The sequence below is a fragment of the Arthrobacter sp. 10L424 genome (assembly GCF_056395325.1).
This window is the reverse complement of sequence record NZ_JBFTJH010000009.1, coordinates 1-23,882: the sequence shown is the minus strand read 5'-3', so window position 1 is coordinate 23,882 and position 23,882 is coordinate 1. Positions and strand designations below refer to the sequence as shown.

21 protein-coding genes and 1 pseudogene are annotated in these 23,882 nt (G+C 67.8%); 15 read left to right on the top strand and 7 right to left on the bottom strand.

What is annotated here, in order from left to right; all coding sequences use genetic code 11:
• Positions 1-124: 124 nt before the first annotated feature.
• The 3 genes from AC1DC5_RS14840 to AC1DC5_RS14830 all read right to left on the bottom strand — a co-directional run bounded on the left by AC1DC5_RS14840 (position 125) and on the right by AC1DC5_RS14830 (position 3,139).
• A complete protein-coding gene (locus tag AC1DC5_RS14840) occupies positions 125-2,137 on the bottom strand; it encodes an acyl-CoA dehydrogenase family protein (protein WP_476865658.1) in 2,013 nt (670 codons plus the stop codon).
• Between the two features lie 64 nt (positions 2,138-2,201).
• Positions 2,202-2,540 (bottom strand): hypothetical protein, encoded by a 339-nt coding sequence (locus AC1DC5_RS14835; RefSeq protein WP_476865657.1) that lies wholly within the window; start codon positions 2,538-2,540, stop codon positions 2,202-2,204.
• 188 nt (positions 2,541-2,728) lie between these two features.
• Positions 2,729-3,139: a PepSY domain-containing protein gene (locus AC1DC5_RS14830; protein ID WP_441405168.1), complete on the bottom strand. Its 411-nt coding sequence runs from the start codon at positions 3,137-3,139 to the stop codon at positions 2,729-2,731.
• Between the two features lie 153 nt (positions 3,140-3,292).
• Between AC1DC5_RS14830 and AC1DC5_RS14825 the strand changes: the two genes are divergently transcribed.
• The 9 genes and pseudogenes from AC1DC5_RS14825 (at position 3,293) to AC1DC5_RS14785 (ending at position 15,951) form a co-directional block, all read left to right on the top strand.
• Positions 3,293-4,741 (top strand): DUF3375 family protein, encoded by a 1,449-nt coding sequence (locus AC1DC5_RS14825; protein ID WP_476865656.1) that lies wholly within the window; start codon positions 3,293-3,295, stop codon positions 4,739-4,741.
• A gap of 2 nt (positions 4,742-4,743) precedes the next feature.
• Positions 4,744-5,574: pseudogene (locus AC1DC5_RS14820) on the top strand (DUF4194 domain-containing protein); the annotation flags it as partial.
• 230 nt (positions 5,575-5,804) lie between these two features.
• A complete protein-coding gene (locus AC1DC5_RS14815; protein WP_476865655.1) occupies positions 5,805-9,272 on the top strand; it encodes an ATP-binding protein in 3,468 nt (1,155 codons plus the stop codon).
• Between the two features lie 227 nt (positions 9,273-9,499).
• Positions 9,500-10,591 carry an iron-siderophore ABC transporter substrate-binding protein gene (locus AC1DC5_RS14810; protein ID WP_476865654.1) on the top strand — a complete coding sequence of 364 codons (1,092 nt, stop codon included), beginning with the start codon at positions 9,500-9,502 and terminating at the stop codon, positions 10,589-10,591.
• A gap of 10 nt (positions 10,592-10,601) precedes the next feature.
• On the top strand, positions 10,602-11,675 hold the full coding sequence (locus AC1DC5_RS14805) for a FecCD family ABC transporter permease (protein ID WP_476865653.1): 1,074 nt from the start codon (positions 10,602-10,604) through the stop codon (positions 11,673-11,675).
• Positions 11,672-12,778 (top strand): FecCD family ABC transporter permease, encoded by a 1,107-nt coding sequence (locus AC1DC5_RS14800; protein ID WP_476865652.1) that lies wholly within the window; start codon positions 11,672-11,674, stop codon positions 12,776-12,778. Before AC1DC5_RS14805 ends, AC1DC5_RS14800 begins: the two co-directional genes overlap by 4 nt.
• 1 nt (position 12,779) lies before the next feature.
• On the top strand, positions 12,780-13,616 hold the full coding sequence (locus tag AC1DC5_RS14795) for an ABC transporter ATP-binding protein (RefSeq protein WP_441405162.1): 837 nt from the start codon (positions 12,780-12,782) through the stop codon (positions 13,614-13,616).
• A complete protein-coding gene (locus AC1DC5_RS14790; protein WP_476865651.1) occupies positions 13,613-14,692 on the top strand; it encodes a siderophore-interacting protein in 1,080 nt (359 codons plus the stop codon). The genes AC1DC5_RS14795 and AC1DC5_RS14790 overlap by 4 nt, the downstream gene beginning before the upstream one ends.
• A gap of 422 nt (positions 14,693-15,114) precedes the next feature.
• Positions 15,115-15,951: an SGNH/GDSL hydrolase family protein gene (locus AC1DC5_RS14785; protein WP_476865650.1), complete on the top strand. Its 837-nt coding sequence runs from the start codon at positions 15,115-15,117 to the stop codon at positions 15,949-15,951.
• 29 nt (positions 15,952-15,980) lie between these two features.
• Here AC1DC5_RS14785 and AC1DC5_RS14780 read toward each other — a convergent pair whose 3' ends face one another.
• Positions 15,981-16,268, bottom strand: coding sequence for a YciI family protein (locus AC1DC5_RS14780; RefSeq protein WP_441405159.1), 288 nt, complete (start codon positions 16,266-16,268; stop codon positions 15,981-15,983).
• 102 nt (positions 16,269-16,370) lie between these two features.
• Between AC1DC5_RS14780 and AC1DC5_RS14775 the strand changes: the two genes are divergently transcribed.
• The 3 genes from AC1DC5_RS14775 to AC1DC5_RS14765 are packed head-to-tail and all read left to right on the top strand — an operon-like array spanning position 16,371 to position 19,541.
• Complete coding sequence (locus tag AC1DC5_RS14775; protein ID WP_476865649.1) at positions 16,371-16,859, top strand: MarR family winged helix-turn-helix transcriptional regulator; 489 nt, start codon at positions 16,371-16,373, stop codon at positions 16,857-16,859.
• A 49-nt stretch (positions 16,860-16,908) separates the two neighbouring features.
• The gene (glsA, locus tag AC1DC5_RS14770; RefSeq protein ID WP_476865648.1) at positions 16,909-18,726 is read left to right on the top strand and encodes a glutaminase A; all 1,818 of its coding nucleotides are present in this window, start codon (positions 16,909-16,911) and stop codon (positions 18,724-18,726) included.
• A 53-nt stretch (positions 18,727-18,779) separates the two neighbouring features.
• On the top strand, positions 18,780-19,541 hold the full coding sequence (locus AC1DC5_RS14765) for an SGNH/GDSL hydrolase family protein (RefSeq protein ID WP_476865647.1): 762 nt from the start codon (positions 18,780-18,782) through the stop codon (positions 19,539-19,541).
• Here AC1DC5_RS14765 and AC1DC5_RS14760 read toward each other — a convergent pair.
• The 3 genes from AC1DC5_RS14760 to AC1DC5_RS14750 form a co-directional block, all read right to left on the bottom strand.
• A complete protein-coding gene (locus tag AC1DC5_RS14760) occupies positions 19,538-20,296 on the bottom strand; it encodes an FAD:protein FMN transferase (RefSeq protein WP_476865741.1) in 759 nt (252 codons plus the stop codon). The genes AC1DC5_RS14765 and AC1DC5_RS14760 overlap by 4 nt on opposite strands.
• Positions 20,297-20,369: 73 nt before the next feature.
• Positions 20,370-20,894 carry an FMN-binding protein gene (locus tag AC1DC5_RS14755; RefSeq protein WP_476865646.1) on the bottom strand — a complete coding sequence of 175 codons (525 nt, stop codon included), beginning with the start codon at positions 20,892-20,894 and terminating at the stop codon, positions 20,370-20,372.
• A complete protein-coding gene (locus AC1DC5_RS14750) occupies positions 20,891-22,330 on the bottom strand; it encodes a ferredoxin reductase family protein (protein ID WP_476865645.1) in 1,440 nt (479 codons plus the stop codon). Before AC1DC5_RS14750 ends, AC1DC5_RS14755 begins: the two co-directional genes overlap by 4 nt.
• A 482-nt stretch (positions 22,331-22,812) precedes the next feature.
• Here AC1DC5_RS14750 and rpmB point away from each other — a divergent pair, with 482 nt between their 5' ends.
• From rpmB to rpsN, 3 genes are read left to right on the top strand one after another with little or no spacing between them, the layout of a single operon-like run.
• The gene (gene rpmB, locus AC1DC5_RS14745; RefSeq protein ID WP_011693744.1) at positions 22,813-23,049 is read left to right on the top strand and encodes a 50S ribosomal protein L28; all 237 of its coding nucleotides are present in this window, start codon (positions 22,813-22,815) and stop codon (positions 23,047-23,049) included.
• The gene (gene rpmG / locus AC1DC5_RS14740) at positions 23,049-23,216 is read left to right on the top strand and encodes a 50S ribosomal protein L33 (protein ID WP_011693743.1); all 168 of its coding nucleotides are present in this window, start codon (positions 23,049-23,051) and stop codon (positions 23,214-23,216) included. Before rpmB ends, rpmG begins: the two co-directional genes overlap by 1 nt.
• 4 nt (positions 23,217-23,220) lie before the next feature.
• Entirely contained in the window at positions 23,221-23,526 is a 306-nt protein-coding gene (gene rpsN / locus AC1DC5_RS14735; protein ID WP_026266887.1) for a 30S ribosomal protein S14, read from the top strand.
• Positions 23,527-23,882: the final 356 nt, after the last annotated feature.

Below are 23,882 nucleotides of genomic sequence, written 5' to 3'. Positions count from 1 at the left end.
AGTCGGGCACCGCAAGGCGGAGACCCGCGCGCAGGTCTCAAGTCCACCTAACCACGGGCAGCGGGAGGTAGCAAGGATGCTTACTATTCGTTTGCGGCGTGCATAACGGGGGAAGGCCCTCGTGTCAGCGATACCTCCGGTGCAGGTTCTCCTTGACCGAAGCGCGGGGGCTTGCGTCGGCAATCCAGGGGCCGGTGCCTTCGGACTGGTCCAGGACTCCGGTCTCGAGCCACTCGTAGTCGCCGGCGAGGACATTGCGGGTGAGCACGTGGTCGCCGTCGTCGGTGTTCCGCCAGAGCTGGTCGAAGTACTCGTCCACCCGCACCCGGGCCTGCTCGCAGTAGGCCTCGGCCAGTTCGTAGGCGGAAGCCCCCTTCTCCGGCTCGGTCCGCAACAGCATTTCCGCCCGGGAGCAGCAGGCGGCCATGGCAAACAGTTCGGCCCCGATGTCGACAATCCGGCCCAGGAACGCCTGCTTGTGCTCGAGCTTCGCCTGCCAGCGCCCCATCCCGTAGAACGTCTGCCGGGCCAGCCGTCGGGAGGAGCGCTCGACGAAGCGAAGCTGCCTGGCGAGCCGGCCGAAGTCGCTGAAGGAACGCGGGTCCATGCCGGCCCCGGCGACGAGCTTCGGCAGCCACTTGGCATAGAAGCCGGAAGCGCCGACCGCGGCCTTGGCCTTGTCGGACAGGCTGGCGTCCTCGGAGGCGAGATCTCCGGCGGCCGCGAGGTGCGCGTCCACGGCCTCGCGGGCGATCAGCAGCTTCATGATCTCCGAGGACCCCTCGAAGATCCGGTTGATGCGCAGGTCGCGGAGCTGCTGCTCGGCCGGCACGGCACGCTCGCCGCGGGCCTCGAGCGAGTCCGCGGTTTCGAAGCCGCGCCCGCCGCGGATCTGGACCAGCTCGTCGGCGATCCGGCAGCTGATCTCGGTGCACCACAGCTTCGCCAGGGCCGCCTCGATCCGCACGTCCTTCTGCCCGGCGTCGGCCATTTCGGCGCACAACTCAAACACAGCGTCCAGGGCGAAGGCGCTGGCCGCGATGAAGGCAATCTTTTTGCCCACGGCCTCATGCCTGCCCACCGGCCGGCCCCACTGGATGCGGGCGTTGGACCATTCGCGCGCGATCTTCAGGCTCCACCTGCCGGCGCCGACGCAGAGCCCGGGAATGGAGAGTCGTCCGGTGTTCAGCGTGGTGAGGGCGATCTTCAGGCCCTGCCCTTCCCGGCCCAGCCGGTTCGCCGCAGGCACCCTGACCTGGTGGAAACGGGTGACGCCGTTCTCGATGCCGCGCAGGCCCATAAATGCATTGCGGTTTTCCACCGTGATGCCGGGGGAGTCCATCTCCACGACGAAGGCGCTGATGCCGCCTTTGTGAACCGTGCCGTCCGCGTTGGTGCGGGACGGGACCACCGCCATGATCACCACAAGTTCGGCGATGACCCCGTTGGTGGTCCAGAGCTTCACGCCGTCAATCACGTAGGACTCGCCGTCTTCGGAGGGGACAGCGGTCGCCCCCATCCGGGCGGGGTCGCTGCCGACGTCGGGCTCGGTCAGCAGGAACGCGGTGATGGCGCCCGCGGCGCAGCGTGGCAGGTATTCCCGCTTCTGCGCGGGGGTGCCGAAGACCTTGACCGGCTCGGGGACGCCGATGGACTGGTGCGCGGAGAGCAGGGCGCCGAGGCTGGGGTGCACGGAGCCCAGCAGCGCCAGCGCCCGTCCGTAGTACACCAGCGAGAGGCCCAGTCCGCCGTAATCGCGGGGGATCTTCATGCCGAAGACCCCCAGCTCGGCCAGCCCCCGGAGGTATTCATCCGGAATCCGGGCATCGCGCTCAATGGTGCGCCCGGACATGGTGCGGCAGTAGTCGGTCAGGCGGGCCATGAACGCATCCCCGCGTTCGACGTCGTCCGCCGGGGCTTCCGGCCAGGGGTGGATCAGGCTGAGGTCGAAGCTGCCGAGGTACAGGCCCTTGGCGAAGCTGGGCCGGTCCCAACTGGTCTCGCGGGCGGCTTCGGCGACGGCCCGCGCGTCGGCTGCGGTGGCATCGTGGCCCAGCGTCCCGGCCGGGACCGGGACCTCGGCGGCGGGGCTGTCGGCCGGATTGTCAGTGGCTGGGTTCTCAACGGCGGAGCTCATCGGGCATCTCCTCTAACCGGGGTTACCGGCTCGAGCCCTGGATCCGCCGTGGGTGGAGGACCCTTCAGCTGTCCCGCAATACTACCCGCGGGTAGGTGCCGGTACTAGGGGCCGGTTGGCCCATAATTTCGGCCGCGATATCCCCGACGAAGTCTCCGCCGAAGTCGCCCGGAAGTTCCACTGTGGAGGCGTGGTGGACCAGCCGGTCCCAGGCGTGGTTAATGCCGTGGACGAGCCCCAGCAGGATGTTTGCCGCAACGATCCAGGCGAGCCGGCCGACGCCCACCAGCACCAGGGCAGCGAACGACGCCGTCATCACGAACACTGTCAGTACTAAGGCAAACACAAGCGTTCCGATGAACACCAGCGTTGCTGTTTCCACTGCGCTTAGGTCGAACTGCATTCTTCCTCCTGCACCGTTGCTTCGGCTGAATCAGTAGCCCGAGCGTAGGGTGGGGGAAGAGCGCTAGCCAGAGTCGAGAGCCCGCGCCGTGGCTCTTGATACGGGATCGAAATGCTACCGGGGCGTAGGTCACGGACCGGTCGCGGAAACCTCACGGTCCGCCCGTTGCAACCGGCCCAACAGGTGAATCAGTCGTCGTCGCGTTCGGGTGCGCCCTGGCTCAGGACCTGGAAGTCGGCACCGAGCTGGACTTCAACCTGGGTGCCGTCGTTCAGCCGCACCTCCACTTCGTAGGCGGAGCCGCCTTCGTTCTCGCGTTCCACCTCGGTTACGGTGCCCTGGCCGACTTTGGCGAGGGCGGCGCTGCCGGCCTTGTCCGCATCCTGGGTGCTCAGCGCGGGCAGGTTGGAATCGTCGTCCTGCCCGGGTGCTTCGGCTGTGTCCGCCCGGAGTGAGCGGTCGAGGTTTGCGGCGGCAACGCCGGCGTCCGGAAGCCGGAGCGCGGCGGTCTGGGTGCTGGCAGCAACCGCCACTGTTGCGCCGCCCAGGATGACGGCCGCCGCCGCTATCCCCGTGATCAGTACTGCTTTTTTGCTCATCGCTGGCTCCTCTCACGTGCTGTTCATAGTCTGCTCCCGAAGCGGACGGCGCACAACGATGAATGCAAACCGGGGCCTGCGTTAACCTTGTAGCTGGCAGTTTTTCCGAATCCGCTGCCCCATCCAGACCCCACGGCAGCTGAAGGAGAGTGCGTGTCCCGTTCCGCCCTGTCCTCTGCCGACGCCATCAGCGCCCGGCTCCGGGACCTCGAACTCCTCACCAAGGGTCCCGCCTGGGCGTTGACCCGCTCGGCGCCATGGGTGATCGCCGTGCTGCAGGCCTCGTTTACGAGAACTCGGCCGCAGCTTCCGCTGGAACAGTTCCATGCCGACGTCGACGCCTTCCTGGAGCAGCTCCGGCGCCAGGACCCCGGGCTGGGCGGCTCGGCCAACGGGAAGACGTTCGGTGACGAGTGGACCCGGAAGAATTTCCTGACCCGTCGGAACCAGTCCGGCCAGATCGTGTACGAAGTCACCGAACCCGCGGCCCGCGTCCTCGCGTTCCTCGACAGCCTCTCCAGCGAACGTTCCACCCTGAACGGCTCGCGGCTCGGCACGCTGCTGGGCGACGTCGAGAAGCTCGCCAACGAGACCAACCCGGACCAGAGCGCCCGGCTGGAGTCCCTTGAAGAGGAAATCGGCGAACGGCGCCAGCTGATCGAGGACATCAGCTCGGGTGACTTTGACGGGCTGCTCGACGACGAGGAGGCCGTGGAGGCCGCCGGGAACATCCTGGACCTCGCCGCCAGCCTGCCCGCGGACTACAAGAAGATGCGGGACCGGATCGAAGAGCTGGTGGGCGAGCTCCGCAACCAGATCATCGAGGAGTCCCTCAGCAAGGGCGCCACCATGGCCCAGGTGCTGGAAGCGGACAAGCGGCTCCGGCAAAGTCCCGAGGGAAGGACCTTCCGATCCTTCACGGCGTTCCTCGAGGACCCGCTGCAGCAGCTGCGCTTCCGGTCGGCGATCGGCGAGGTGCTCAGCCGGCAGTTCGCGGACGACCTCAGCCATGACGAACGCGAGACGCTGAAGAACCTGGTGGCGGAACTCCGGACCCAGCACAGCCAGATCCAGCGGATCTACGGCAAGCTCAGCGAAAGCCTCAACACCTACGTCCAGAGCGACGACTTCCGCCAGTCCGTCCGGCTCCGCAAGGTCCTGCGGGAGGCCGAGCAGGCCATCCGGTCCCTGCCGTACGAACGGGAGCGCCCGGGGCTGGTCCGCGGTCCGGCGCTGTTCAACGCCGGCTTCGAGTCGCTGGCCATGGTCAAGCTGTTCGACCCCGACGAGTTTGCGGCCCCGCCCAAGCTGGCCGACCCTATTGCCTTCAGCGACTCGGACCGGGTGCGCTCGCCGCGGACCGGCAAAGCCAGCCCCGAGGCCATCCGGACCGCGTTCGCCGGCGCCACCACCCTGGCCGAGGCCTGGGCGCAGCTCCCGGACGGGGAACGCCACATCAACTCGATCCGCGCCCTGCTCTCCCACGCCCTGCACGCGGCCGCCGGCTTTGACCGCGAGGCCTGGGACACTCTCGACTTCGAACAGATCGACGGCTCCACACGCACCGCGTACCTTCCGTTGGTCACGCTCAAGAAGGACTGAAGATGACTGAAACTTCTCACGACACGCAGGCTGCTGAGCCGGAGCACGCCGACGCCCACGCGGAGCCTGAGGCCGGCCACGCCGGACACGTCCACGCCGCCCCCTTCACTGTCACGCCGAGGGACACGTTTGTCGACGGCGCGGCCCTGTTCCCGGGCGACACCGGCGTGCTTCCGATGAAGGTCCGGCAGGCCCTCGTGAAGCTCCTCAAGGGCCCGTACATCGACGGCGGCCGGGACGAAAAGCTCTGGACCACCCTGCTGGACAACCAGCTGATCCTGCGCAGCCGGCTCTCCGAACTCTTCCTGACCCTCCAACTGGACCACGAACGCAAGGTGGCAGTGCTGCGCCCGGTGGACCCCGAGGCGATCGGCGGCAGCACCCGTTCCAGCATCCTGCGTCAGCAGCGGGCACTCAGCCGCGTCGAAACCATCGTGCTGCTCCGCCTCCGCCTGCTCCTGGACCGCCACGTCACAGCCCAGACGGACCCCACCATCACGCGCGAGGAAATCGCCGAACTCGTTGCCCACTACCAGCCCTCAGGCCAACAGGACGCCCTCCGCGACTCCGACGTCGTCAACCGCGCCATCACCAAACTCCTGGCCCGCCAACTCCTCCTCACCACCGGCCTGGACGAGGTCTACACGATCTCCAACGCCCTCCCCCTGGCCCTCCCCTTCGAAAACATCGGCGACATCCCCGCCCAGATCGAAGCCCTGGTAGCCGCCAGCACCGACCAGTCCGGCACCGAACCCCTGCTGGAACTCGACGGCGACGCGGCAACTCCGGCGGAAGATAACACCGAGGGCGACCCGGACGACGACGGCTCCGCCGCTGAAGATGAACCGAACGGTGACGACTACAACGACGCCGGTGCCGATTCGGTCGCCCAAGGTGACCTGGCAATCGGAGACGGCGACGGCGATGCCGCCCCGGGAGTGGCATCGGGCCTGTCGGAGCCGGCAGCATCGTCCGCAGGACGAATGCTGTCCGGCGAAGGGGCGGGGGCGGCATCGCCGTCGTCGTCGAACGCAACCACAACTGAAGAAGCCGAGGACACCAAGTGAGCATCGCGACAATGCTCCCGATGGGCGAGCTCACCAACCCCGGCCAAATGCGCCTGGCCCTGGTCCAGGTGGTCAACTGGGGCACCTTCCACGGCGCCCACACGATGCACGTGGACCGCAACGGCACGCTGCTCACGGGCAACTCCGGCGTCGGCAAGTCCACGCTGTTCGACGCCATGCTCCGGGTCTTCGATGCCCGGCCGCGCTCGAACGAGGCGGCGGCCCAGCGCGCGGGCGGCGCGGTCGAGGACAAGCGGACAACGTTTACGTATATGCGCGGCAAGGTGGGGGACAAGGCCGTCGGCGAGGGCTCGGCCAGTGCGTTCCAGCGCCCCGGCGCCACGTGGTCCGCCATCGCCCTGACGTTCGACAACGCCGCGGGCACCCGGGTGACGGTTTCGGCGCTGTTCGACCTGCCCAAGAACGGCACGGAGTCCAGCGTCGGGCGGTACTACCTGATCGACAACAAGCCGCTGGATCTCGCGGCGATCGAGGGCATCGCGGAGAAGCGCTTCACTAAGTCGGCGCTGGACGCGATCTTCCCGGACGCCCAGATCTTCGACGTGCACAAGGCCTTCGCGGAACGCTTCCGGCGCCTGCTCGGCATCAACTCGGACCAGGCCCTGCCGCTGCTCCGCGTCATCCAGGCCGGCAAGGGCCTCGGCGGCAGCGTCAACAACTTCTTCCGCGACCAGGTCCTGGACGCGCCCGCCACGCTGGCCGCGGCGGACGACGTCGTCGAGGAATTCAGCAACCTGATGTCCATCCGGCAGCGGCTGGAGGACGTCCGGCAGCAGCGCGACCAACTGGCCCCCGTGCCCGGACTGAACAAGGACTATGCCCAGTCCCTCCTCGACGCGAACCGGCTCCGGGAGCTCGCCGGCGAGGAGTTCGAGGCGTACAGGCAGCAGCTGGCCGTCACCGTCCACGAGAAAACGCTGGCCCGGTTCAAGGACCTGGCCCAGGCGAAGGCCAAGGAGCTCGGCGCCGAGCGCGGCATCCGGGACAGCCTGGCCAAGGACCTGCGCCAGCTCGAGGCGGACTACAACAACCAGGGCGGCAACGCGATCTCCGCGATCGAACAATCGCTCGAGAACGCCCGGGTGGGGCTCAAACTCCGCCAGCAGGTGGAGGAATCGGCGCGCAAGGCACTAACCGACGCCGGCCTGGAACTGCAGTGGACCGCGGCGGGCTGGGAGCAGGCGCACGAGCACGCGGCCGCCCGCTCGGCCGAACTGAAGGACGACTCGGAGGCGCTCAAGGAGCTGCGCTTCGAGGCGTTCGACGGCCACGCGACCAGGAAGCGGGAGCTTGCGGCTGCCCAGCAGGAGCTGGTCTCGCTCAAGACGCGCAAGTCCCTGCTGCCGCCGTCGAGCATTGAGAACCGCAGCGCCATCGCGGCGGCCACGGGCGTCGCCGAGGAGCAGATGCCGTTTGGCGGCGAGCTGATCGACCTCTCCGAGGGCCAGGAGCAGTGGCGGCCGGCTGCCGAGCGGGCGCTGCGCAGCCTCGCCACGACGCTGCTGGTCCCCGGCGAGCACTTCGCCGCCGTCACCCGGTACCTCAACGACCATTCCGTCCGCGGTGCGCTGCGCGCGGTGGACATCTCCAAGCCGCTTGCCGGCGGGGCGCTGGCCGTGGAGGACGTGGCCGACGGCGATCTGCTCACCAAGCTGGACATCCTCACCATGGGACCCGGCGCGGAGGCCGGGGAGTGGATCCGGGAACGGATCGCCCTCGATTTCGCCTACCCGTGTGTGGAGGACCCGGACGAGCTGGCCCGGCTGGACAAGGGCCTGAGCCTGGGCGGTGTGGTCAAGCGAAACCGCCACACCGTGGAAAAGGACGACCGTTTCACCGGCCGGCAGGACTATGTCCTGGGCTTCGACAACGCCTCCAAGCTGGAGCTCGTGGCGGCACAGGTCGAGGACCTGCAGCAGGAACTGGCCAAGGCCGCTGAACTCGCGCAAAGCCGGGAAGAATCGCACCAGGGGATGACCCGGCAGCTGGAGGCACTGCGCCGCGTGGCCGAGGACCACCGGCCCTGGGAACAGGTGTCGGCCGCGGTGGCCGCGGACGAACTCGCCCGGATCGAGCAGCGGCTCAAGGACGCCCTCGCTGCGCAGGCCGACCTTGAACCGCTGCGCGCCAACATCGAAGCGGCGCGGCACAAGCACCAGTCCAGCACCGAGGCCGCGGCCGTGCTGCAGAGCGAGTACAAGGCTGTCGACTCGCAGCTGACCACCGCCGATTCGCTGCTGGACGCCGCGCGGGCGCGCCTGGAGCAGTCGCCGCCGTCGGACGAAACGGTCACGGCGCTGGAGCCGTATCTGGCCGCCTTCGGTGGCGTCAGCGACATCCTGGAAATGCACGAACTGGACAACCTCGCCAACCAGGTCCGGACCCGGCTCCTCGCCGAGCTGCATGCGGCCGAATCCCGCGGGCAGGCCACCTCGGAGCGGCTTACCCGCATTTTCGAAGGCTTTGTGCGCGAGTGGGGAACGGCGATTTCCGCGGACCACGGCACCTCGATCGGCGCCGCGGGGGAGTTCGAGGCCCGATATCACGCCATCGTCAGCGACGGGCTGCCGGCGCAGGAGGCCGAATTCCGGCAGTTCTTCAACCAGCGCACGCACGAATCCTTTTCCACCCTGCTGCACCTGCTGGACGAGGAACGGCGCTCCATCACCAGCCGCATCCTGCCGCTGAACGGGATCCTGTCAGAGGTGAACTTCCACGAGGGCAGCTTCCTGGAGCTCGATATCAAACAGACCCTGCCCGCCACGGCGAAGCAGTTCAAGGACGCCATCCAGAACGCGCTCAAGGTCCGGCACGCCCGCCCGGGGAAGGCTGCCGCGCCGTCCGCCGGTTTGGAAGCGGACGACGACGCCGAGCTCACCACCCGCTACAAGTCGCTCGAGACGCTCGTGAAGCGGCTGGGCTCGCAGACGCCCGAGGACCGGCGCTGGCGTGCCGAGGTGCTGGACGTCCGCGGACATCTGTTCATCCAGTGCAAGGAGCACCGCGAGGTGCAGGGCCCGAAAAAGGGCTCAAAGAAGACCGAAGTCTTTATGCACGCGGACACCGGTTCCATGTCCGGCGGCGAGCGGCAGCGCTTCACCGCCTTCATCATGGCCGCCGCGCTGAGCTACCAGCTGGGCATCGCCGAGCAAGGCTTCACCACCTACGGCACGGTGATGATGGACGAGGCCTTTGTCCTTGCCTCGGAGGAGTTCGCCGGCGCCGGCATCAAGGCCCTGCATGAGTTTGGGTTCCAGCTGCTCCTGGCCGCGCCGGAAAACGTGATCGACCTGTCCCGGCACCTCGGCTCCGTCACTGAGATTCTGCGTGACAAGCGCACCAACCGCTCCGGGGTGCTCACGGCCCCCGTGATCGGCTCGCGGCCCGGATCCGAGGGAACCTGGCGCTCGGAGGCGAACCCGGTGGACATCGTCCTCCGCTGACCGGACGGCGGGCTGCTCTTCCGGCCCGCCCGCTGTTTGGCCTTCCGCAACGCGGGGTCACTTGCAGCCCAAATTCCCCGACGGGATGGGCCGAAGGTGACCTCGCATTGCTGTTTAAGCGGGCGTTCAAAACCTCCTATTGGCAATTACGTTACGAAAGGTTTGCTTAATTAGTCCAAGGATAGGCTAGCCTTACTTAGGTTCGCATCATTGACCTAAGGAATCCCATGCCTCTCCCTACCCCGAGCACCGCCCTGCCCAGACGCCGCTTCCTCCGCGCCACGGGCCAGGCAACTGCTGTCCTGGCCGCCGTCGCCCTTTCCCTGACCGCGTGCTCCACCGGTCCGGCAAGCTCGACCGCGGCGGATGCCCCCAGCCAGTCGGCCAGTTCCGCTTTCCCGGTGACCATCAAGCATGCGTTCGGCGAGACGACCGTCAAGGAACAGCCGAAGCGCGTCGTTACCGTTTCCTGGGTCAATGACGATGTCGCGATTGCCCTCGGCGTGGTTCCGGTAGGCGTCCCGAAGAACGAATGGGGCGGCAACGACAAGGGTTCCACCCCGTGGAAGGACGCCGCCCTCGAAAAGCTCGGCGCCGGTTTCGGTTCCGCCAAGGCCCCGGCCCAGTTCTCCGAGGCCGACGGCGTCAACTTCACCGAAATCGCCAAGCTCAACCCCGACGTCATCCTCGGCGCCTACTCCGGCCTGAGCGAAGAGGACTACAAGAAGCTCAGCGAGATCGCCCCCGTCGTGGCCCACCCCGACGTGGCCTACGGGACCTCATGGCAGGATTCCACCACGATCATCGGCAAGGCCCTCGGCAAGGAAGCCGAAGCCACCAAGCTGGTCGCGGACACCGAGGCCACCATCAAGGACAAGGCCGCGAAGTACCCGCAGCTGGCCGGCAAGACCTTCATCTACGGCAACCTGGACCCCGCGGCCACCGAGAAGATCGGCCTCTACACCGCCAATGACAACCGTCCCCGGTTCCTCAGCTCCATCGGCATGACGCAGGCTTCCGTCGTGGACGAAAACTCCAAGGGATCCAAGGAGTTCTACATCCCGTGGTCCGCCGAGAAGGCCAACGAACTCGACTCGGACATCTTCGTGACCTGGGTCGCCGACGCCGCCGCAGCCGACGCCGTCCAGGCCGACCCGCTGATGGCGCAGATCCCTGCGGTCAAGACCGGCGCGCTCGTCGCGGACACGGACAACACCCTGACGCTGTCCATCTCCGCCTCCTCGCCGCTGAGCCTGCCGTGGTCCCTGGACACCTTCCTGCCGCAGCTGGCAGGGGCCGCGGACAAGGCAGCGAAGTAGCCACCCGACCATGAGCCCACTTACGACGACGGCGGCCTCCGCAGCCGCCCGGCCCGCATCGGAGACCGCCGTGGTCCCGGTCGCCCCCGCCCGGGGCCCCCGCGCCTTCTGGCTGCTGGCCGCCGTCGTCGTCCTTGCGCTCGTGGCCGCGACGTCGCTCGCGGTCGGCGCCCGGGGCCTGTCCCTGGAAACCGTCTGGCAGGCGCTGACCCAGTTCGATCCGGCCAACGGCGACCACGCCGTGGTCCACGCCCGGATTCCGCGCACCGTCCTGGGCCTGCTCGCGGGCGGCGCCCTCGGGCTCGCCGGCGCCGCAATGCAGGGCGTCACCCGCAACCCCCTCGCGGACCCGGGCATCATCGGCATCAACGCCGGGGCCGCGCTGGCAGTCGTCACCGGAATCTACGTGTTCGGTGTGGCCTCGCTGACAGGCTATATCTGGTTCGCGTTTATCGGCGCCGCGGGCTCCGCCGTCCTGGTTTACCTGATCGCGTCGCTCGGCAGGGACGGTGCGACGCCGGTGAAGCTCGCCCTCGCCGGCGCCGCCCTGAGCGCGGGTCTCTTTTCACTGATGAACGTCATCCTGGTGTCCAGCCGGGACACCCTGGACCGCTTTCGGTTCTGGCAAGTGGGCGGCATCGCCGGCCGCGACTGGTCCGTGATCCTCCCGGCCCTGCCGTTCCTGCTGCTGGGAGCCGCGACAGTGCTCGCCACCGGCCGGATCCTCAACAACCTCGCCCTCGGCGACGACATCGCCCGAGGCCTGGGCCAGCGTGTGGGGCTGGCCCGCGGCATCACCGCCCTGGGCATCGTCCTGCTCTGCGGATCTGCAACGGCGCTGGCCGGGCCGATCGGTTTCGTGGGCCTCGTCATTCCGCACGCCGTCCGCTTCGTCACGGGCCCCGACTACCGCTGGATTCTGCCCTTCTCGCTGATCCTGGCCCCGGCCCTGCTGCTGGCCGCCGACGTGATCGGCCGCGTCATCCTGCTCCCGGGCGAAGTCCCCGCCGGGATCGTGACCGCGCTCATCGGTGCCCCGGTGTTCGTCTGGCTGGTCCGGCGCGGCAAGGGGGCCGGGCTATGACACTCGCCGAAACCAAAACCCCCGTTGACCTATCACTTACTGTCGCCAAAACCGCGGCTGAGCGACCAAAACTGATAGTGCAACACGGGCGGACGGTGCTGCTGGCCGTCGCCGTCGTCGCCGTCTTCGCCGCGAGTGTGCTCCTGGGCAGCTACACCGTCACCATCCCCGACTTCTTCCGGATCCTGGGCGCGCACCTCACCGGCGGGGAGAAAATCCCGGGCGCCAGCTTCATCGTGATGGAGCACAAGCTGCCGCGCGCCGTCGTCGGAACGCTGATCGGCGCCGCGTTCGGGCTGTCCGGTGCGCTGTTCCAGACCATGCTCCGCAATCCGCTGGCCAGCCCGGACGTGATCGGCATCAGCTACGGCGCCAGCGCCGCGGCGGTGACGGCGATCGTCGTCTTCGGAGCAACCGGCGCCGTGGTTTCGGGGGCCGCCTTCGCCGGCGCGCTGGCCGTGGCCACCCTCATCTACGCCATCTCCCGCAGCGGATCGTTCGGTTCCGGCGGTCAGCGGGGCGACGCCGCCGGCAGCCGGCTGATCCTGGCCGGGGTGGGCATCGCCGCGGCCCTCCACGCCGTGGTGAGCTTCCTGCTGACCAGGACGGACATCCGCACCGCCGCCGACGTCCTGGTCTGGCTCAACGGTTCGCTCAACTCCGCCACCTGGGACCGGGCCGGAGTCCTCGGCATCGCACTGCTGGTGCTGGTTCCCGCCGTCGCGCTCCTGGCCGGCCCGCTGCGCATCCTCGAACTCGGTGACGACACCGCCGCGGGCCTCGGCGTCCGGGTGGGCGCGGCCCGGCTGGCCATTGTGATCACCGCCGTCGGACTCGCCGCGGCGGCGACGGCGGCTGCCGGGCCCGTGGCGTTCGTCGCGTTCCTCGCCGGGCCGATCGCGCGCCGGTTCGTCCGCAAAGCCAGCCTGCCGGCGTCGGCCCTGACCGGAGTCCTGATTGTCCTGAGCGCCGACTTCGTCGCTGCCAATATCGCACCGGTGCTGCTGGACGGAACGGTCCTGCCGGTCGGTGTCATCACCGGTGCACTCGGCGCCCCGTTCCTGCTCTGGCTGCTCGTCACTTCCAACCGAAAGGACGCCTGAGATGGCAACCCTTCAGACCTCCGGCCTGACGCTGAAATACGATCAGCGGACCGTGATCGAGGGACTCAGCGCCGACATTCCCGAGGGCAAGGTGACCATGATTGTCGGCGCCAACGCCTGCGGCAAATCCACCCTGCTCCGGGGCCTCGCCCGGCTGCTCAAGCCCGCGGCCGGCACCGTCACTCTGGACGGCCGGGACATCCACAGCCGCCCGGCCCGTGAAGTGGCCCGCACCCTGGGCCTGCTGCCGCAGCACCCCACGGCACCGGACGGCATCACCGTCCGGGACCTCGTGGGACGCGGCCGCTACCCGCACCAGGGATTCTTCCGGGCGCGGCCTGCAGGCGGCTCGGCGGAGGACGAACGCGCCGTGCAGCAGGCGATGGCCGCGACCCAAACGCTGGAACTCGCCGGACGGAACGTCGACGAGCTCTCCGGCGGGCAGCGGCAGCGGGTGTGGATCGCGATGGCCCTGGCCCAGGAAACCGAAGTGCTGCTCCTGGACGAGCCCACCACCTACCTGGACCTCACCCACCAGGTGGAGGTCCTGGACCTCATCACGGACCTCAACCGGCAGCGCGGCACCACCGTGGCGATTGTGCTGCACGACCTCAACCTCGCCGCGCGGTACGCGGACCACATCATCGCCATGAAGGGCGGACGGATCGTGGCCGAAGGAGCCGCCCGGACTGTGGTCACCGAGGAACTGGTCCGCAACGTGTTCGGCCTCGAGTCCCGGGTGCTCCCCGACCCGGTATCCGGCGCTCCGCTGATCATCCCGCTGGGCCGCCACTTCTCTGATTCCCCTCAAACCACAACCCTGGAGCTGGTCCCATGACTGCCAAGAACCACGCAACGGAACCCACCCCGGTGGCCCTCAAGAGCCCGCCAGCCACGGAACCCATGACCCTGGCCTTCGAGGTCCAGGTCACGGCGGTCCAGCAGCTCGGCCCCAACTTCCGGCGCGTTACCCTCGGTGGCTATTCGCTGCGGGACTTCGGTGTCAGCGGCAGCACCCTGGACCTGCGCATCAAACTCATGATCCCCTCGCTGGCCGCCGACGGCTCCGCGCTGCCGCTGCCGGAATTCCGGATGGAGCAGACCGGCTGGTACCGCGAATGGCTGGCCATGGATCCTGCGACCCGCGGCTCCATGCGCACCTACACCGTGCGGCAGGAACGCCTCGACGCCGTCTACCCGGAACTCGACGTCGACTTCGTGCTGCACTTTGACGACGCCGGCCACGGGGGACCGGCAGCCAACTGGGCCCTCAACGCCAAACCGGGCGACACCCTGACCCTGATCGGACCCAACAACCGGGCCGCGCACTGCGCCACGGCCGAAACCTACTCCGGGATCGAATGGCGTCCGGGCCTGGCCCAGCGGATCCTGCTGGCCGGAGACGAGACGGCCGTCCCCGCCATCAGCGCCATCCTTGAGAGCCTGCCACCGTACGTCAGCGGCCACGCCATCCTGGAGGTCCCGGAAGCCGGCGACTTCCAGGGCATCACAACAGCCGCCGACGTCGAGATCACCTGGCTCGCGCGCGGTGCGGCGATCGGCCGGTCGCGTCCCCACGGCGAACTGCTGCAGGAGGCGGTCCGGGCCGCCGTCACGCTCCCGGGCTGGGTGGGGCTCCGCGGAACCCAGGAGCCGGCCGCCGGGCCTGAGCCCGAGGACGTCAACGTGGACCGCGACATCCTGTGGGAGACCCCGGCCCGGATGGACGCCGCTGCGATCAGCGCCAGCCGGAATCCGGACAAGCCCGCCGGGGCCATGCCGTTCTACGCCTGGATCGCCGGTGAAGCTGGGGTGGTCAAGGAGATGCGCCGGTACTTGGTGCGGGACGTGGGGATTGACCGGAAACAGGTCGCCTTTATGGGGTACTGGCGGCAGGGTAAGGCCGAGCTCTAGGCGACGCTCCCGCAGTTGTTGCTCCAACTGTTCGGACGCTCCCGCAGCTCCTGCCGATTTCTCGCCGACGCTCCCGCAGTTCCTGCCGGGCTTTCGCCCGGCGCCGGCGCTTTGCCGTCGCTTAGACACCTCCCGCCGCCTCCTTCGGCCGCGGGCGGCCTCTTTCGGCTCTGGTCGGCGATGCGCTCCTTTGCAAAGCACCGGCGCCGGACGTGTGGTCAGGTCACCGTTGCGCTCCGCCTCCGTCAACTGCAACGCGGGGTCACTTACCGCCCATAATCCCCGCCGGGATGGGCCGTAGGTGACTCCGCGTTGTTTCGTTGAGGGCCTCCTGCGGGAGTCGTGGGGTCTGCTCGGCATTGTGTTCCTGCCGTTTACCCTGCTGTCCCCTGCTGGCCGGGTGGGCTGGATACCGTGGGGCCATGGCTGAGAACCTTCTTGCCCCGGGCGCCCATGGGCGGCGGGTCTATGTTGCCCTGGGGGATTCCTTCACCGAGGGGGTGGGGGACTACAGTGCCCGGCTGCCCAACGGGGTTCGCGGCTGGGCGGACCGGGTGGCGGAGCGGTTGGCCAGGGCGGAACCGGGGTGGGAGTATGCGAACCTTGCCATCCGCAGCAAGCGGCTGCGGCACATCATCGCGGAACAGCTGGAACCGGCGCTGGCCATGGAACCGACGCTGGTCACCCTGTACGCCGGCGGGAACGACATCCTGGACATCGGCACCGACATCCACGCGCTGATGAAGGACTACGAGTTCCTCGTCGCCAGGCTGACCGCCACCGGGGCCACGGTGGTGCTCTTCACCGGCTTCGACGTCAGGGTCTCGGCGCTGCTGGAACCCCTCAAGAAGAGGAATGCCGTCTACAACCAGCGGGTCCGCGAAGTGGCGGCGAGATACGAGGCCGTGCTGGTGGACTACTGGTGCCTCGAGGCGTTCTACGATCCGCGGATGTGGGATTCCGACCGGCTGCATATGTCCACGGCGGGCCACAAGTATCTCGCCGGCCAGGTCCTGGACCAGCTCGGGGTTCCGCACAAGGTCAAGCCCAAGGACTGGGAACCGCCGGCGAAACTTGGCCTCCGGGGCTGGGAACGCCGGCAGCGCCGCTGGGTCCATGACTGGGTCCTGCCGCTTTTCGGCCGCAAGCTCCGGGGCGTCACGCTGGGGGACCAGCTCACCCCGCGCTGGCCGGAGCCTGTCAGGGTCCCGCCAAAGGCCGGATTGAAGAAGCTGACCGCCAAGATCCCCGCTGCCTGAACTGCGTTCGTCAGCGCGGGGCTGCCGGCTCAGCTGTCCAGCAGGTTTTCGTAGCCCGCGGCCACCCGGCTCGCGTGGAACTCCTCGACGTCGAATTCGGCCACACCGTTGACATAGAACGGATCCTTGGCCAGCGAGGCATCCAGGGCGCCGCGGTCCGCGTTGGACAGTAATAACGCCCCTGTGCGCGGTATCTTCCGGCCCGCGACCAAGAAGATGCCCTGGTCGAAGGCATCCTGCAGCCACGTGACGTGGGCCGGGAGATGGAAGTCAACGATCTCTTCGGGGACCTTGTAGGTCAAGGAGACAACATACATACGGTCAGCGTACCGCCTGCCCTCCGCGCACCGACGGGAAAATTCCGTCACGGAATCCAGCGAAGTTGAACCGTCAATCTTTAAGTCTCCTAGACTGTATCCATGACTGACACGCGCTGGCTGAATGCCGACGAACGCCGGGCCTGGCTGGCCCAGGTGAGCATCAACACCCTGCTTCCGGCAGCCTTGGACACGCAGCTGCACCACGCGCGCAAGCTCTCCCTCTTCGACTACAACGTCCTGGCGATGCTTTCCGAGGCTGACGGCCGCTTTTTGCCCATGAGTGAACTGGCCGCGCGCACCAGCGCCTCCCTGTCGCGGCTCTCCCATGTGGTCACCAAGCTGCAGACCCGCGGCTGGGTGGAGCGCCGTCCGCACCCGGGGGACGCCCGGGTCACTACGGCGCACCTCACCGACGCGGGAATGGAGACCATCGTGGAGCTCGCGCCGGGCCACGTTGAGGCCGTCCGCTCGCTGTTCCTCGACGCCCTGAGCGAGGACGACGTCGCCGACCTCGCCCGGATTGGCGAAAAGATCGTGGGCCGCCTGGACAAGGACCACTGGATCCTGCGGGAGAGCAAGCAGGCCTAGCGGCCGGCCCACCGCCCCGCCCCACACGGCGTCGCCTAGTGTTGGCACTATGGAATCGCCGATCGACAGCTACCTGCGCCGGATCCACGCCGAGATCGCCCAGCTCAAGGACGGCAAGCCCTACAGCACCATCCCGGCCATGGCCAACGTGGACCCTGAGAACTTCGGCATCGCCCTCGCCACCGTCGACGGCATGGTCTACGAGATCGGGGACACCCGCGAGGAATTCACCATCCAGTCCATCTCCAAGCCCTTCACGTACGGGCTGGCCCTCGAGGACCTCGGCAACGAGGCAGTCGACGCCAAAGTGGATGTGGAACCGTCCGGGGATTCCTTCAACGAAATCTCCCTGGCCGAAGGAACGGGCCGGCCCGCCAATGCGATGATCAACGCCGGCGCCCTCACGGCCACCTCACTGATCAGGGGTTCCGGCGGCCAGTCCGGTTTCAAACGGATCCTCAGCACGTATTCCGCCTTCGCGGGCCGTCAGCTCTCGGTCAGCGAGAGCGTCTTCGAATCCGAACTCAAGCACGGGCACCGCAACACGGCGCTCGCGTACCTGCTGCGCTCGTTCAACATCATTGAAGAGGACCCGACGCCGGTCCTTGAGGACTATTTCCGCCAATGCTCCGTCCTGGTGAACTGCTTCGACCTCTCCATCATGGCAGCGACCCTCGCCAACGGCGGCCGGAATCCGCGCAGCGGCAAACAGGTGCTGGGGATCGGCCCGGTGGAACGCGTCCTGTCCGTCATGATGACCTCCGGCATGTACGACGACGCCGGTGCGTGGATCAGCAGCGTGGGCATGCCGGGAAAGAGCGGTGTGGCCGGCGGGATCATCGCCGTGCTGCCCGGCCAGGTGGGCCTGGCCGTCTATTCGCCCCCATTGGATGAGCACGGCAGCAGCGTCCGCGGCCTCGCCACCGCCCAGCGCCTCTCCCGCGACATGGAACTGCACTTCGTCCGCGCTGCCCGGACCGGCCGCTCCGCGATCCGCGCCGCTTACGACGTGACCGAGACGCCGTCGGGCATCCGCCGCAACGACGAGGCCGCCGACGTCCTCCGCGGCCACGGCCACCGCGCCCGCGTGATCGAGCTCAACGGCGACCTGCTCTTCGCCGGAACCGAATCCATGGTCCGGGAGCTCAGCAGCCTTGATGACGACGTCGAATTGGTGGTCCTGGACCTGCGCCGCACCGACCAGGTCAGCGACGTTGCCCTGCGCATGCTCGAAATGTCGCGGGAAGGATTGTCCGACGCCGGCCGGGAACTCGTGCTGATCGAGGCCGACGGGTCGGTGGCCGAAAACCTGGGTCCGTCCGCAAAGCACCCGGTGGCGTCCTTCGCGAGCCGTAACGCCGCCGTCGAATACTGCGAAAACCGCCTGCTCGAGCGCTACGGAAACCGGCTGCTGCTGCCGGACCTCGTGCCGGTCACCGCGTCGCCTGCCCTGTCGCCGCTGGACACGGCCGACGCCGCCGCGCTGGAAGCCCTGATGACCCCAAAATCATTCGACGACGGCGACGTCATCCGCCGCGTCGGGCTGCGGTTCGGCGGGGTCTATTTCATCACCCGGGGCAAGGTCAGCAGCACCTCCCCTGGACCCAGCGCAGCGCGGGTCAAACTCAACACCCTGAGCGCCGGCATGACGTTTGGCGAACTGGCGCTGGGCAGCGGCAGCCGGCAGGAAACCACGGTCCGGGCCATGGGTCCCGTGGAGCTGATGGTGCTCAGCGCGGAGGCAATTTCCGAGCTGGAAAGCACCGACCCGCGCCTGGCCATCGCCCTCTGGAAGGCCCTCACCCGGGACGCCTACACCCGCGTCGAGCAGTACCTGCGTGAATCGGCGGTCCGGATCCGCGAGTAGCGGCCGGCCGCCCGGCTTTGTTTGCTTGGGGCAACTGCTGGCAGACTGGAACCATGGATTTCACGTCCCGTTATGTAGCCCTTGGAGATTCCTTCACGGAAGGCGTCGGCGACGACGACGCCACCCGCCCCAACGGTGTCCGGGGCTGGGCGGACAGGGTGGCCGAGCAGCTCGGCACCGCCGACCCGGGCTTCGGGTATGCGAACCTTGCCATCCGCGGCCGGAAGATCCGCCAGATCATGGCCGAGCAGATCGATGCCGCCGTCGCCCTGAAACCCACCGTCGTCAGCATCTACGCCGGCGCGAACGACATCCTCCGGCCCAAGGTCGACATCGATGACCTCCTGGTGGACTACGACGCCGGCATCCGGAAGCTCAAGGCCACCGGCGCAACCATCGTGATGTTCACCGGTTTCGATTCCCGCGGTTCGAAAATCTTCGGCACGACGCGCGGCCGCACCGCCATCTACAACGAACTGGTCCGCGGCATCGCCGGCGACCACGGCGCCCTCCTGGTGGACTACTGGCGCTTCAGCGAGTACTACGACTGGGGAATGTGGGCGACCGACCGGATGCACATGTCTCCCGCCGGCCATGCCAACATGGCCAAGCGTGTCCTCACCGTCCTGGAGCACGACCACTCGATCGATGTCCCGCCCATGACCCCGGTACCGGAACTGGGCCGGGCAGAGGCACTCCGCGCCAACGCCCGTTGGGTCCGCGAGTTCGCCGGCCCATGGGTGGTCCGCCGGGTCACGGGCAAGTCATCCGGGGACGGCCTCACGCCGCGTTACCCCCGGCTCACGCACCTCTAGGCCCGGAATCCCGGCGTCGCGAGCAGTTCTCCACTGCCGAGCACGGCGAGCACTTCTATTTCCCAACTGTCCGTGGCCAGGTTCAGCATCGGCCTCCCGCCGGCGACGATGGCCGTCGCCAGCACGTCCGCGGTGACAATATCCAAGGCCGCCACCGACGCCTGGCGGAACTCGGAGCGGCGGAATTCCGTGCGTCCGACTCCGGCCCGCCAAATGTGGTCTCCACGCTCCGCGGTCCCGGACGTCGCCAGGGCGGCGAAGCGGCCCGTCCCGCCCAGAGGGAAGGCCGAGAGCAGCGCCCCGCGATCCAGCGGGTCCACGACGCCGGCCAGCCACGGGGACCCGGTTTCCGGCGCCGGCGAACCGCCCACCAGCACATCGCCCCCGGCGTTCAGGCACCAGTCCTCGACGCCGATGTCCTGCAGTGCCGTTGCTGCCTGGTCGATCGCGTAACCCTTGATGATTCCGGAGAGGTCAAGCACGCCGTCGGGCCGCTCGGGGGTGAAGAACCCCTCCGTCAGCAGCCCCCAACCGCTCGCTTCCGCAAAGCGGGCGCGGAAGGGCGCCGAGGCCTCCCGGAGCGTGACCTCGCCCCTGGCCAGCCGGCTCGCTTCGGAATCGGGGCGGTAGAGGCTGAACATTTCGTCGAGGCCGGCAAACACGCGTTCGACGGCGGCCGTGGCGCCTTCCAGGACCTGGCCCTCGTCAGCCGGCGCTTCGCCGACCGGCAGGGCGAGACTGATGACCGTCCCCATGCACTGGAAGGTCCTGCTCCTCAGGACCGGGACGTCGGGGGCACTGCGTGCCGGGTGCCCGGCGGGCGAAGGCTTAAAGGTTGGCTGCATCGAGGGCTCCCTGAAGCGAGGTTAGATAGGCGGCACTGGTGACGGTGGCGCCACTGATCGTCTGGACCTGGGCGGACTGGGCCTTGATGACAGCGGCACGCAGCAGCGGCGCGGCCCGGTTGCTGATTTGCACGGACTTGCGGTCGTTGTCGGTCAACTGCAGCGCCGTCACGTCCGTGATCGCACCGGCTTTCACGGTGATCTGCACCTGAACGGTGCCGAAACGGGTCTGGACCGCACTGCCGGCGAACGTTCCGGCGGGCTGCGCCGCGGCCCCGGCGCTTCCGGCCGTCCCCGAGGAACCAGAGGATCCGCTGGACCCGGACGATCCGTTGGTACTGCTCCCTCCCGTACCGGACGACGTCCCGGACGCTGCCCCGGACGAAGTGGCGGCCGACGTGGCCGCCGCCGTGCTCCCCGTCTCTGCGACGTGCGCGCCGGACTGCCAGCCCGCCAGAAGGATCCCGGCGGAGGCCAATGCTGCGGAAGCCGCTGCTCGTATTCTCACCAGTCGAACCTTTCGTAGTGGAGTTGTTCTTCGTGGGCACCTGCCGCGCGGGCTGCAGTGATCACGCTGCGTGCCCAGGCGTCCGGGCCGCAGATATAGACGTCGGCGTCGGCAATGTCCGGGGCGTAACTGGCCAGGCGGTGTCCTGAATGAACTGCCGGTTCCGGCAGCCAGCTGTGTTCGCCCGCGCTCCGGGGGCCGGTGAGATGGAACAGGGTCGCGCCGCGGCGGCGGCAAAGTTCCAGGACTTCGTCCCCGAGATAGAGTTCCGCCTCGCTGTGGCCGCGGAGAAGCACCGTTGCGTTGCCCGGTGCGAAGGGAGTGCCCTCCAGCAGGGCCCGGATCGGGGTGATTCCGATCCCCGCTCCGATCATCACGACGCGTTCCCGGCTGCGGGCCGCCGTGCTGAAGAGCCCGTAGGGTCCCTCAATGGCTACCCTGGTCCCGGGTTTCAGCCGTGCCAGCTGCGCCGAGCCGCGGCCGAGATTGCGCACCGTGATCCGCAGCCTGCCCCGGCCCGAGGTATCGAACAGCACGGGTTCCGTGGAGAGGCTGAACGGGTGCGGATGCCACCACATCCCCGGGGCGAGGAACCTCCAGATGAAGAACCGTCCGCCGCTGCCCGCCAGTTCGTCGAGGTGGCGTCCTGTCAGTTCAATGCTGACGACGCCGGGAGCCTCCGGGACGACGCGGCTCACCCTTAGCTGGTGCCGGGCCGTGGCCACCAGCGGCTCCAGCACGCGATAGTGGGCGAGGGCGGCGCCGGTGGCGATACAGATCGCGAGCCAGTACCAGCGCTGCCAGGTGCCCTCGGCAAAGAGGCCGCCGACGCTGAACTGGTGCGGTATCGCGGTCAGCACCGCCGCATACGTCAACAGGTGGACGACGTACCAGAACTCATACGGCAGCCGGCGTCGGACCGTCACCACAGACGTGACCACGACGGCGATGAACAACCCGATGGACACGATGGCGAGCCACATGTCGGGGACCAGGAGCCAGAGCGCCACGAGCTCGCCGACCGGATCGAGTCCTTCCGCTATGCCGTAACCGATCGCGACCATGGCTCCGTGCGCGAGGAGCAGGTAGAGCGATGGTTTGCCGAGTTTCCGGTGGAATTCAAGGGCGCGGTCATGCCCCACCGCGCCGTCGATCAGCGGAGTGCGGGCCACCAGCAGCAACATCAGCAGGACCAGGTCCATGCCGACCAGGCCGGCGACGATCCCCAAAGCGGTGAAGGAGCCGGCGGGCGTCGAGAAGCCGGCGGCGCCGCCGTCGGCCAGCCACAGCGCCACGGCAAAGGACACCGAAGCCCACGCAATCACGGTCAGCAGGTCCGCCCGGAGCAGGCGGCTCCGGGCCTGGCGGCGGAATGGCGGCCCCACGGGAGTCCGGTTCCGCGTTGCCGGCACAGCAAACTGGAGAGAGGAGTTCATGGCTCCACGGTCCGCTCGGTGTCTATCAATTGGCTGTGAAACCGCTAGGGTGCCGTTGTGACTTCGGTCGGGACCGGCGGGCGCCCCTTATACACCGCCGAATACCGGATTGGCCTTTAATTCGTCAAGCTCGTAGACTTGGTAGGCGCTAGGTGGCGCGGAGCGTGTGCAATTGCTCCGGTTGGCGGGATCTGTCTGCAATATTGGCAGTCCTGAAGGCCGGTAGTTAGGGGCTCAAGTTGCGTGCACTCCTGTATTCGCCCAGCATCCCGGTACTACGCAGTGGCTTTCCGAAAGGTTCCGCCGCCCCGTGACCGTGGCCCACACATCTTCGCCGCAGTGTTGAAAGCAGCCGGTTTACGCCGTCTGCCTGTGCACTGCGGGACTACCGGAAGCCTGTGGGTGCTGGATGCGAACGCCGCCTGTCGCACGGTTACGCGGGAACTCCGCAACCGTTTCGTTTATTTTTGAGGAGAGTCGTCATGGCAGCACACTGCCAGGTGACCGGAGCCGAGCCGGGCTTTGGACACAGCATTTCGCACTCGCACCGACGCAACAAGCGTCGGTTCGACCCGAACATCCAGAAGAAGCGCTACTGGGTTCCGTCCCTGCGCCGTAATGTCACCCTGCAGGTCTCTGCACGTGGCATCAAGACCATCGACGTGCGTGGCATCGACGTAGTCGTAGCCGCCATCCTGGCACGAGGAGTGAAGCTCTAATGGCTAAGGACAAGGACGTACGTCCGATCATCAAGCTCAAGTCGACCGCGGGCACGGGTTACACCTACGTGACGCGCAAGAACCGTCGTAACGACCCGGACCGTATGGTTCTGAAGAAGTACGACCCCCGCATCCGCAAGCACGTCGAATTCCGAGAGGAGCGCTAAACACATGGCTAAGAAGTCAATGATCGCTAAGAACGAACAGCGTAAAGTCATCGTCGAGCGTTACGCTGCAAAGCGCCTCGAACTGAAGAAGGCTCTGGTTGACCCCAACTCGACCGACGAAGTTCGCGAAGCCGCTCGCCTCGGCCTGCAGAAGCTGCCCCGCAACGCCTCACCGGTACGTCTGCGTAACCGCGACATCATCGATGGCCGCCCGCGCGGTACCTTCCAGAAGTTCGGCATCTCCCGTGTTCGCTTCCGCGACATGGCTCACCGCGGTGAGCTCCCGGGCATCACGAAGTCTTCCTGGTAATTCAGCACTCCTGAAGCCAGTGGCTTGAAGAGGGGCCGGCAACCGTTTGGTTGCCGGCCCTTTTTGCGTTTAAGGCCCGACGGCGGGCGGCGGCCCCCCTGCTGGGCGGCAGTCGGGCGCGGGCCGGGGCAGGTGACGCACCGCACAAGAGTCCGGTGTTGGGGTTTTGGTCGGCGGGGGGCTTGTCTGGTGTCCGGTTTCCGCGCTGTGGCGGGGTTTTTGGGGGTGTGGGTGGGGTGGTGGGGGTGGATTTGTGCCGGGTGCTGGGGGCGTGTATTGTTGTTCGAGTCGCCGCCGCTGATGCGGAAAGATAGCGACCGACCCCCTTCTGAACAGCCTGGAAAATGGTGCGGTTA

Bases quoted from the DNA above. Each gene is read 5' to 3' on its own strand.
- AC1DC5_RS14760 (WP_476865741.1), bottom strand. From the start codon at position 20,296: ATGGGGACGGTCATCAGTCTCGCCCTGCCGGTCGGCGAAGCGCCGGCT.
- AC1DC5_RS14805 (WP_476865653.1), top strand. From the start codon at position 10,602: ATGAGCCCACTTACGACGACGGCGGCCTCCGCAGCCGCCCGGCCCGCA.
- AC1DC5_RS14775 (WP_476865649.1), top strand. From the start codon at position 16,371: ATGACTGACACGCGCTGGCTGAATGCCGACGAACGCCGGGCCTGGCTG.
- AC1DC5_RS14750 (WP_476865645.1), bottom strand. From the start codon at position 22,330: ATGAACTCCTCTCTCCAGTTTGCTGTGCCGGCAACGCGGAACCGGACT.
- glsA (WP_476865648.1), top strand. From the start codon at position 16,909: ATGGAATCGCCGATCGACAGCTACCTGCGCCGGATCCACGCCGAGATC.
- AC1DC5_RS14800 (WP_476865652.1), top strand. From the start codon at position 11,672: ATGACACTCGCCGAAACCAAAACCCCCGTTGACCTATCACTTACTGTC.
- AC1DC5_RS14785 (WP_476865650.1), top strand. From the start codon at position 15,115: ATGGCTGAGAACCTTCTTGCCCCGGGCGCCCATGGGCGGCGGGTCTAT.
- rpmB (WP_011693744.1), top strand. From the start codon at position 22,813: ATGGCAGCACACTGCCAGGTGACCGGAGCCGAGCCGGGCTTTGGACAC.
- AC1DC5_RS14765 (WP_476865647.1), top strand. From the start codon at position 18,780: ATGGATTTCACGTCCCGTTATGTAGCCCTTGGAGATTCCTTCACGGAA.
- AC1DC5_RS14830 (WP_441405168.1), bottom strand. From the start codon at position 3,139: ATGAGCAAAAAAGCAGTACTGATCACGGGGATAGCGGCGGCGGCCGTC.
- AC1DC5_RS14790 (WP_476865651.1), top strand. From the start codon at position 13,613: ATGACTGCCAAGAACCACGCAACGGAACCCACCCCGGTGGCCCTCAAG.
- rpmG (WP_011693743.1), top strand. From the start codon at position 23,049: ATGGCTAAGGACAAGGACGTACGTCCGATCATCAAGCTCAAGTCGACC.
- AC1DC5_RS14795 (WP_441405162.1), top strand. From the start codon at position 12,780: ATGGCAACCCTTCAGACCTCCGGCCTGACGCTGAAATACGATCAGCGG.
- rpsN (WP_026266887.1), top strand. From the start codon at position 23,221: ATGGCTAAGAAGTCAATGATCGCTAAGAACGAACAGCGTAAAGTCATC.
- AC1DC5_RS14840 (WP_476865658.1), bottom strand. From the start codon at position 2,137: ATGAGCTCCGCCGTTGAGAACCCAGCCACTGACAATCCGGCCGACAGC.
- AC1DC5_RS14780 (WP_441405159.1), bottom strand. From the start codon at position 16,268: ATGTATGTTGTCTCCTTGACCTACAAGGTCCCCGAAGAGATCGTTGAC.
- AC1DC5_RS14810 (WP_476865654.1), top strand. From the start codon at position 9,500: ATGCCTCTCCCTACCCCGAGCACCGCCCTGCCCAGACGCCGCTTCCTC.
- AC1DC5_RS14835 (WP_476865657.1), bottom strand. From the start codon at position 2,540: ATGCAGTTCGACCTAAGCGCAGTGGAAACAGCAACGCTGGTGTTCATC.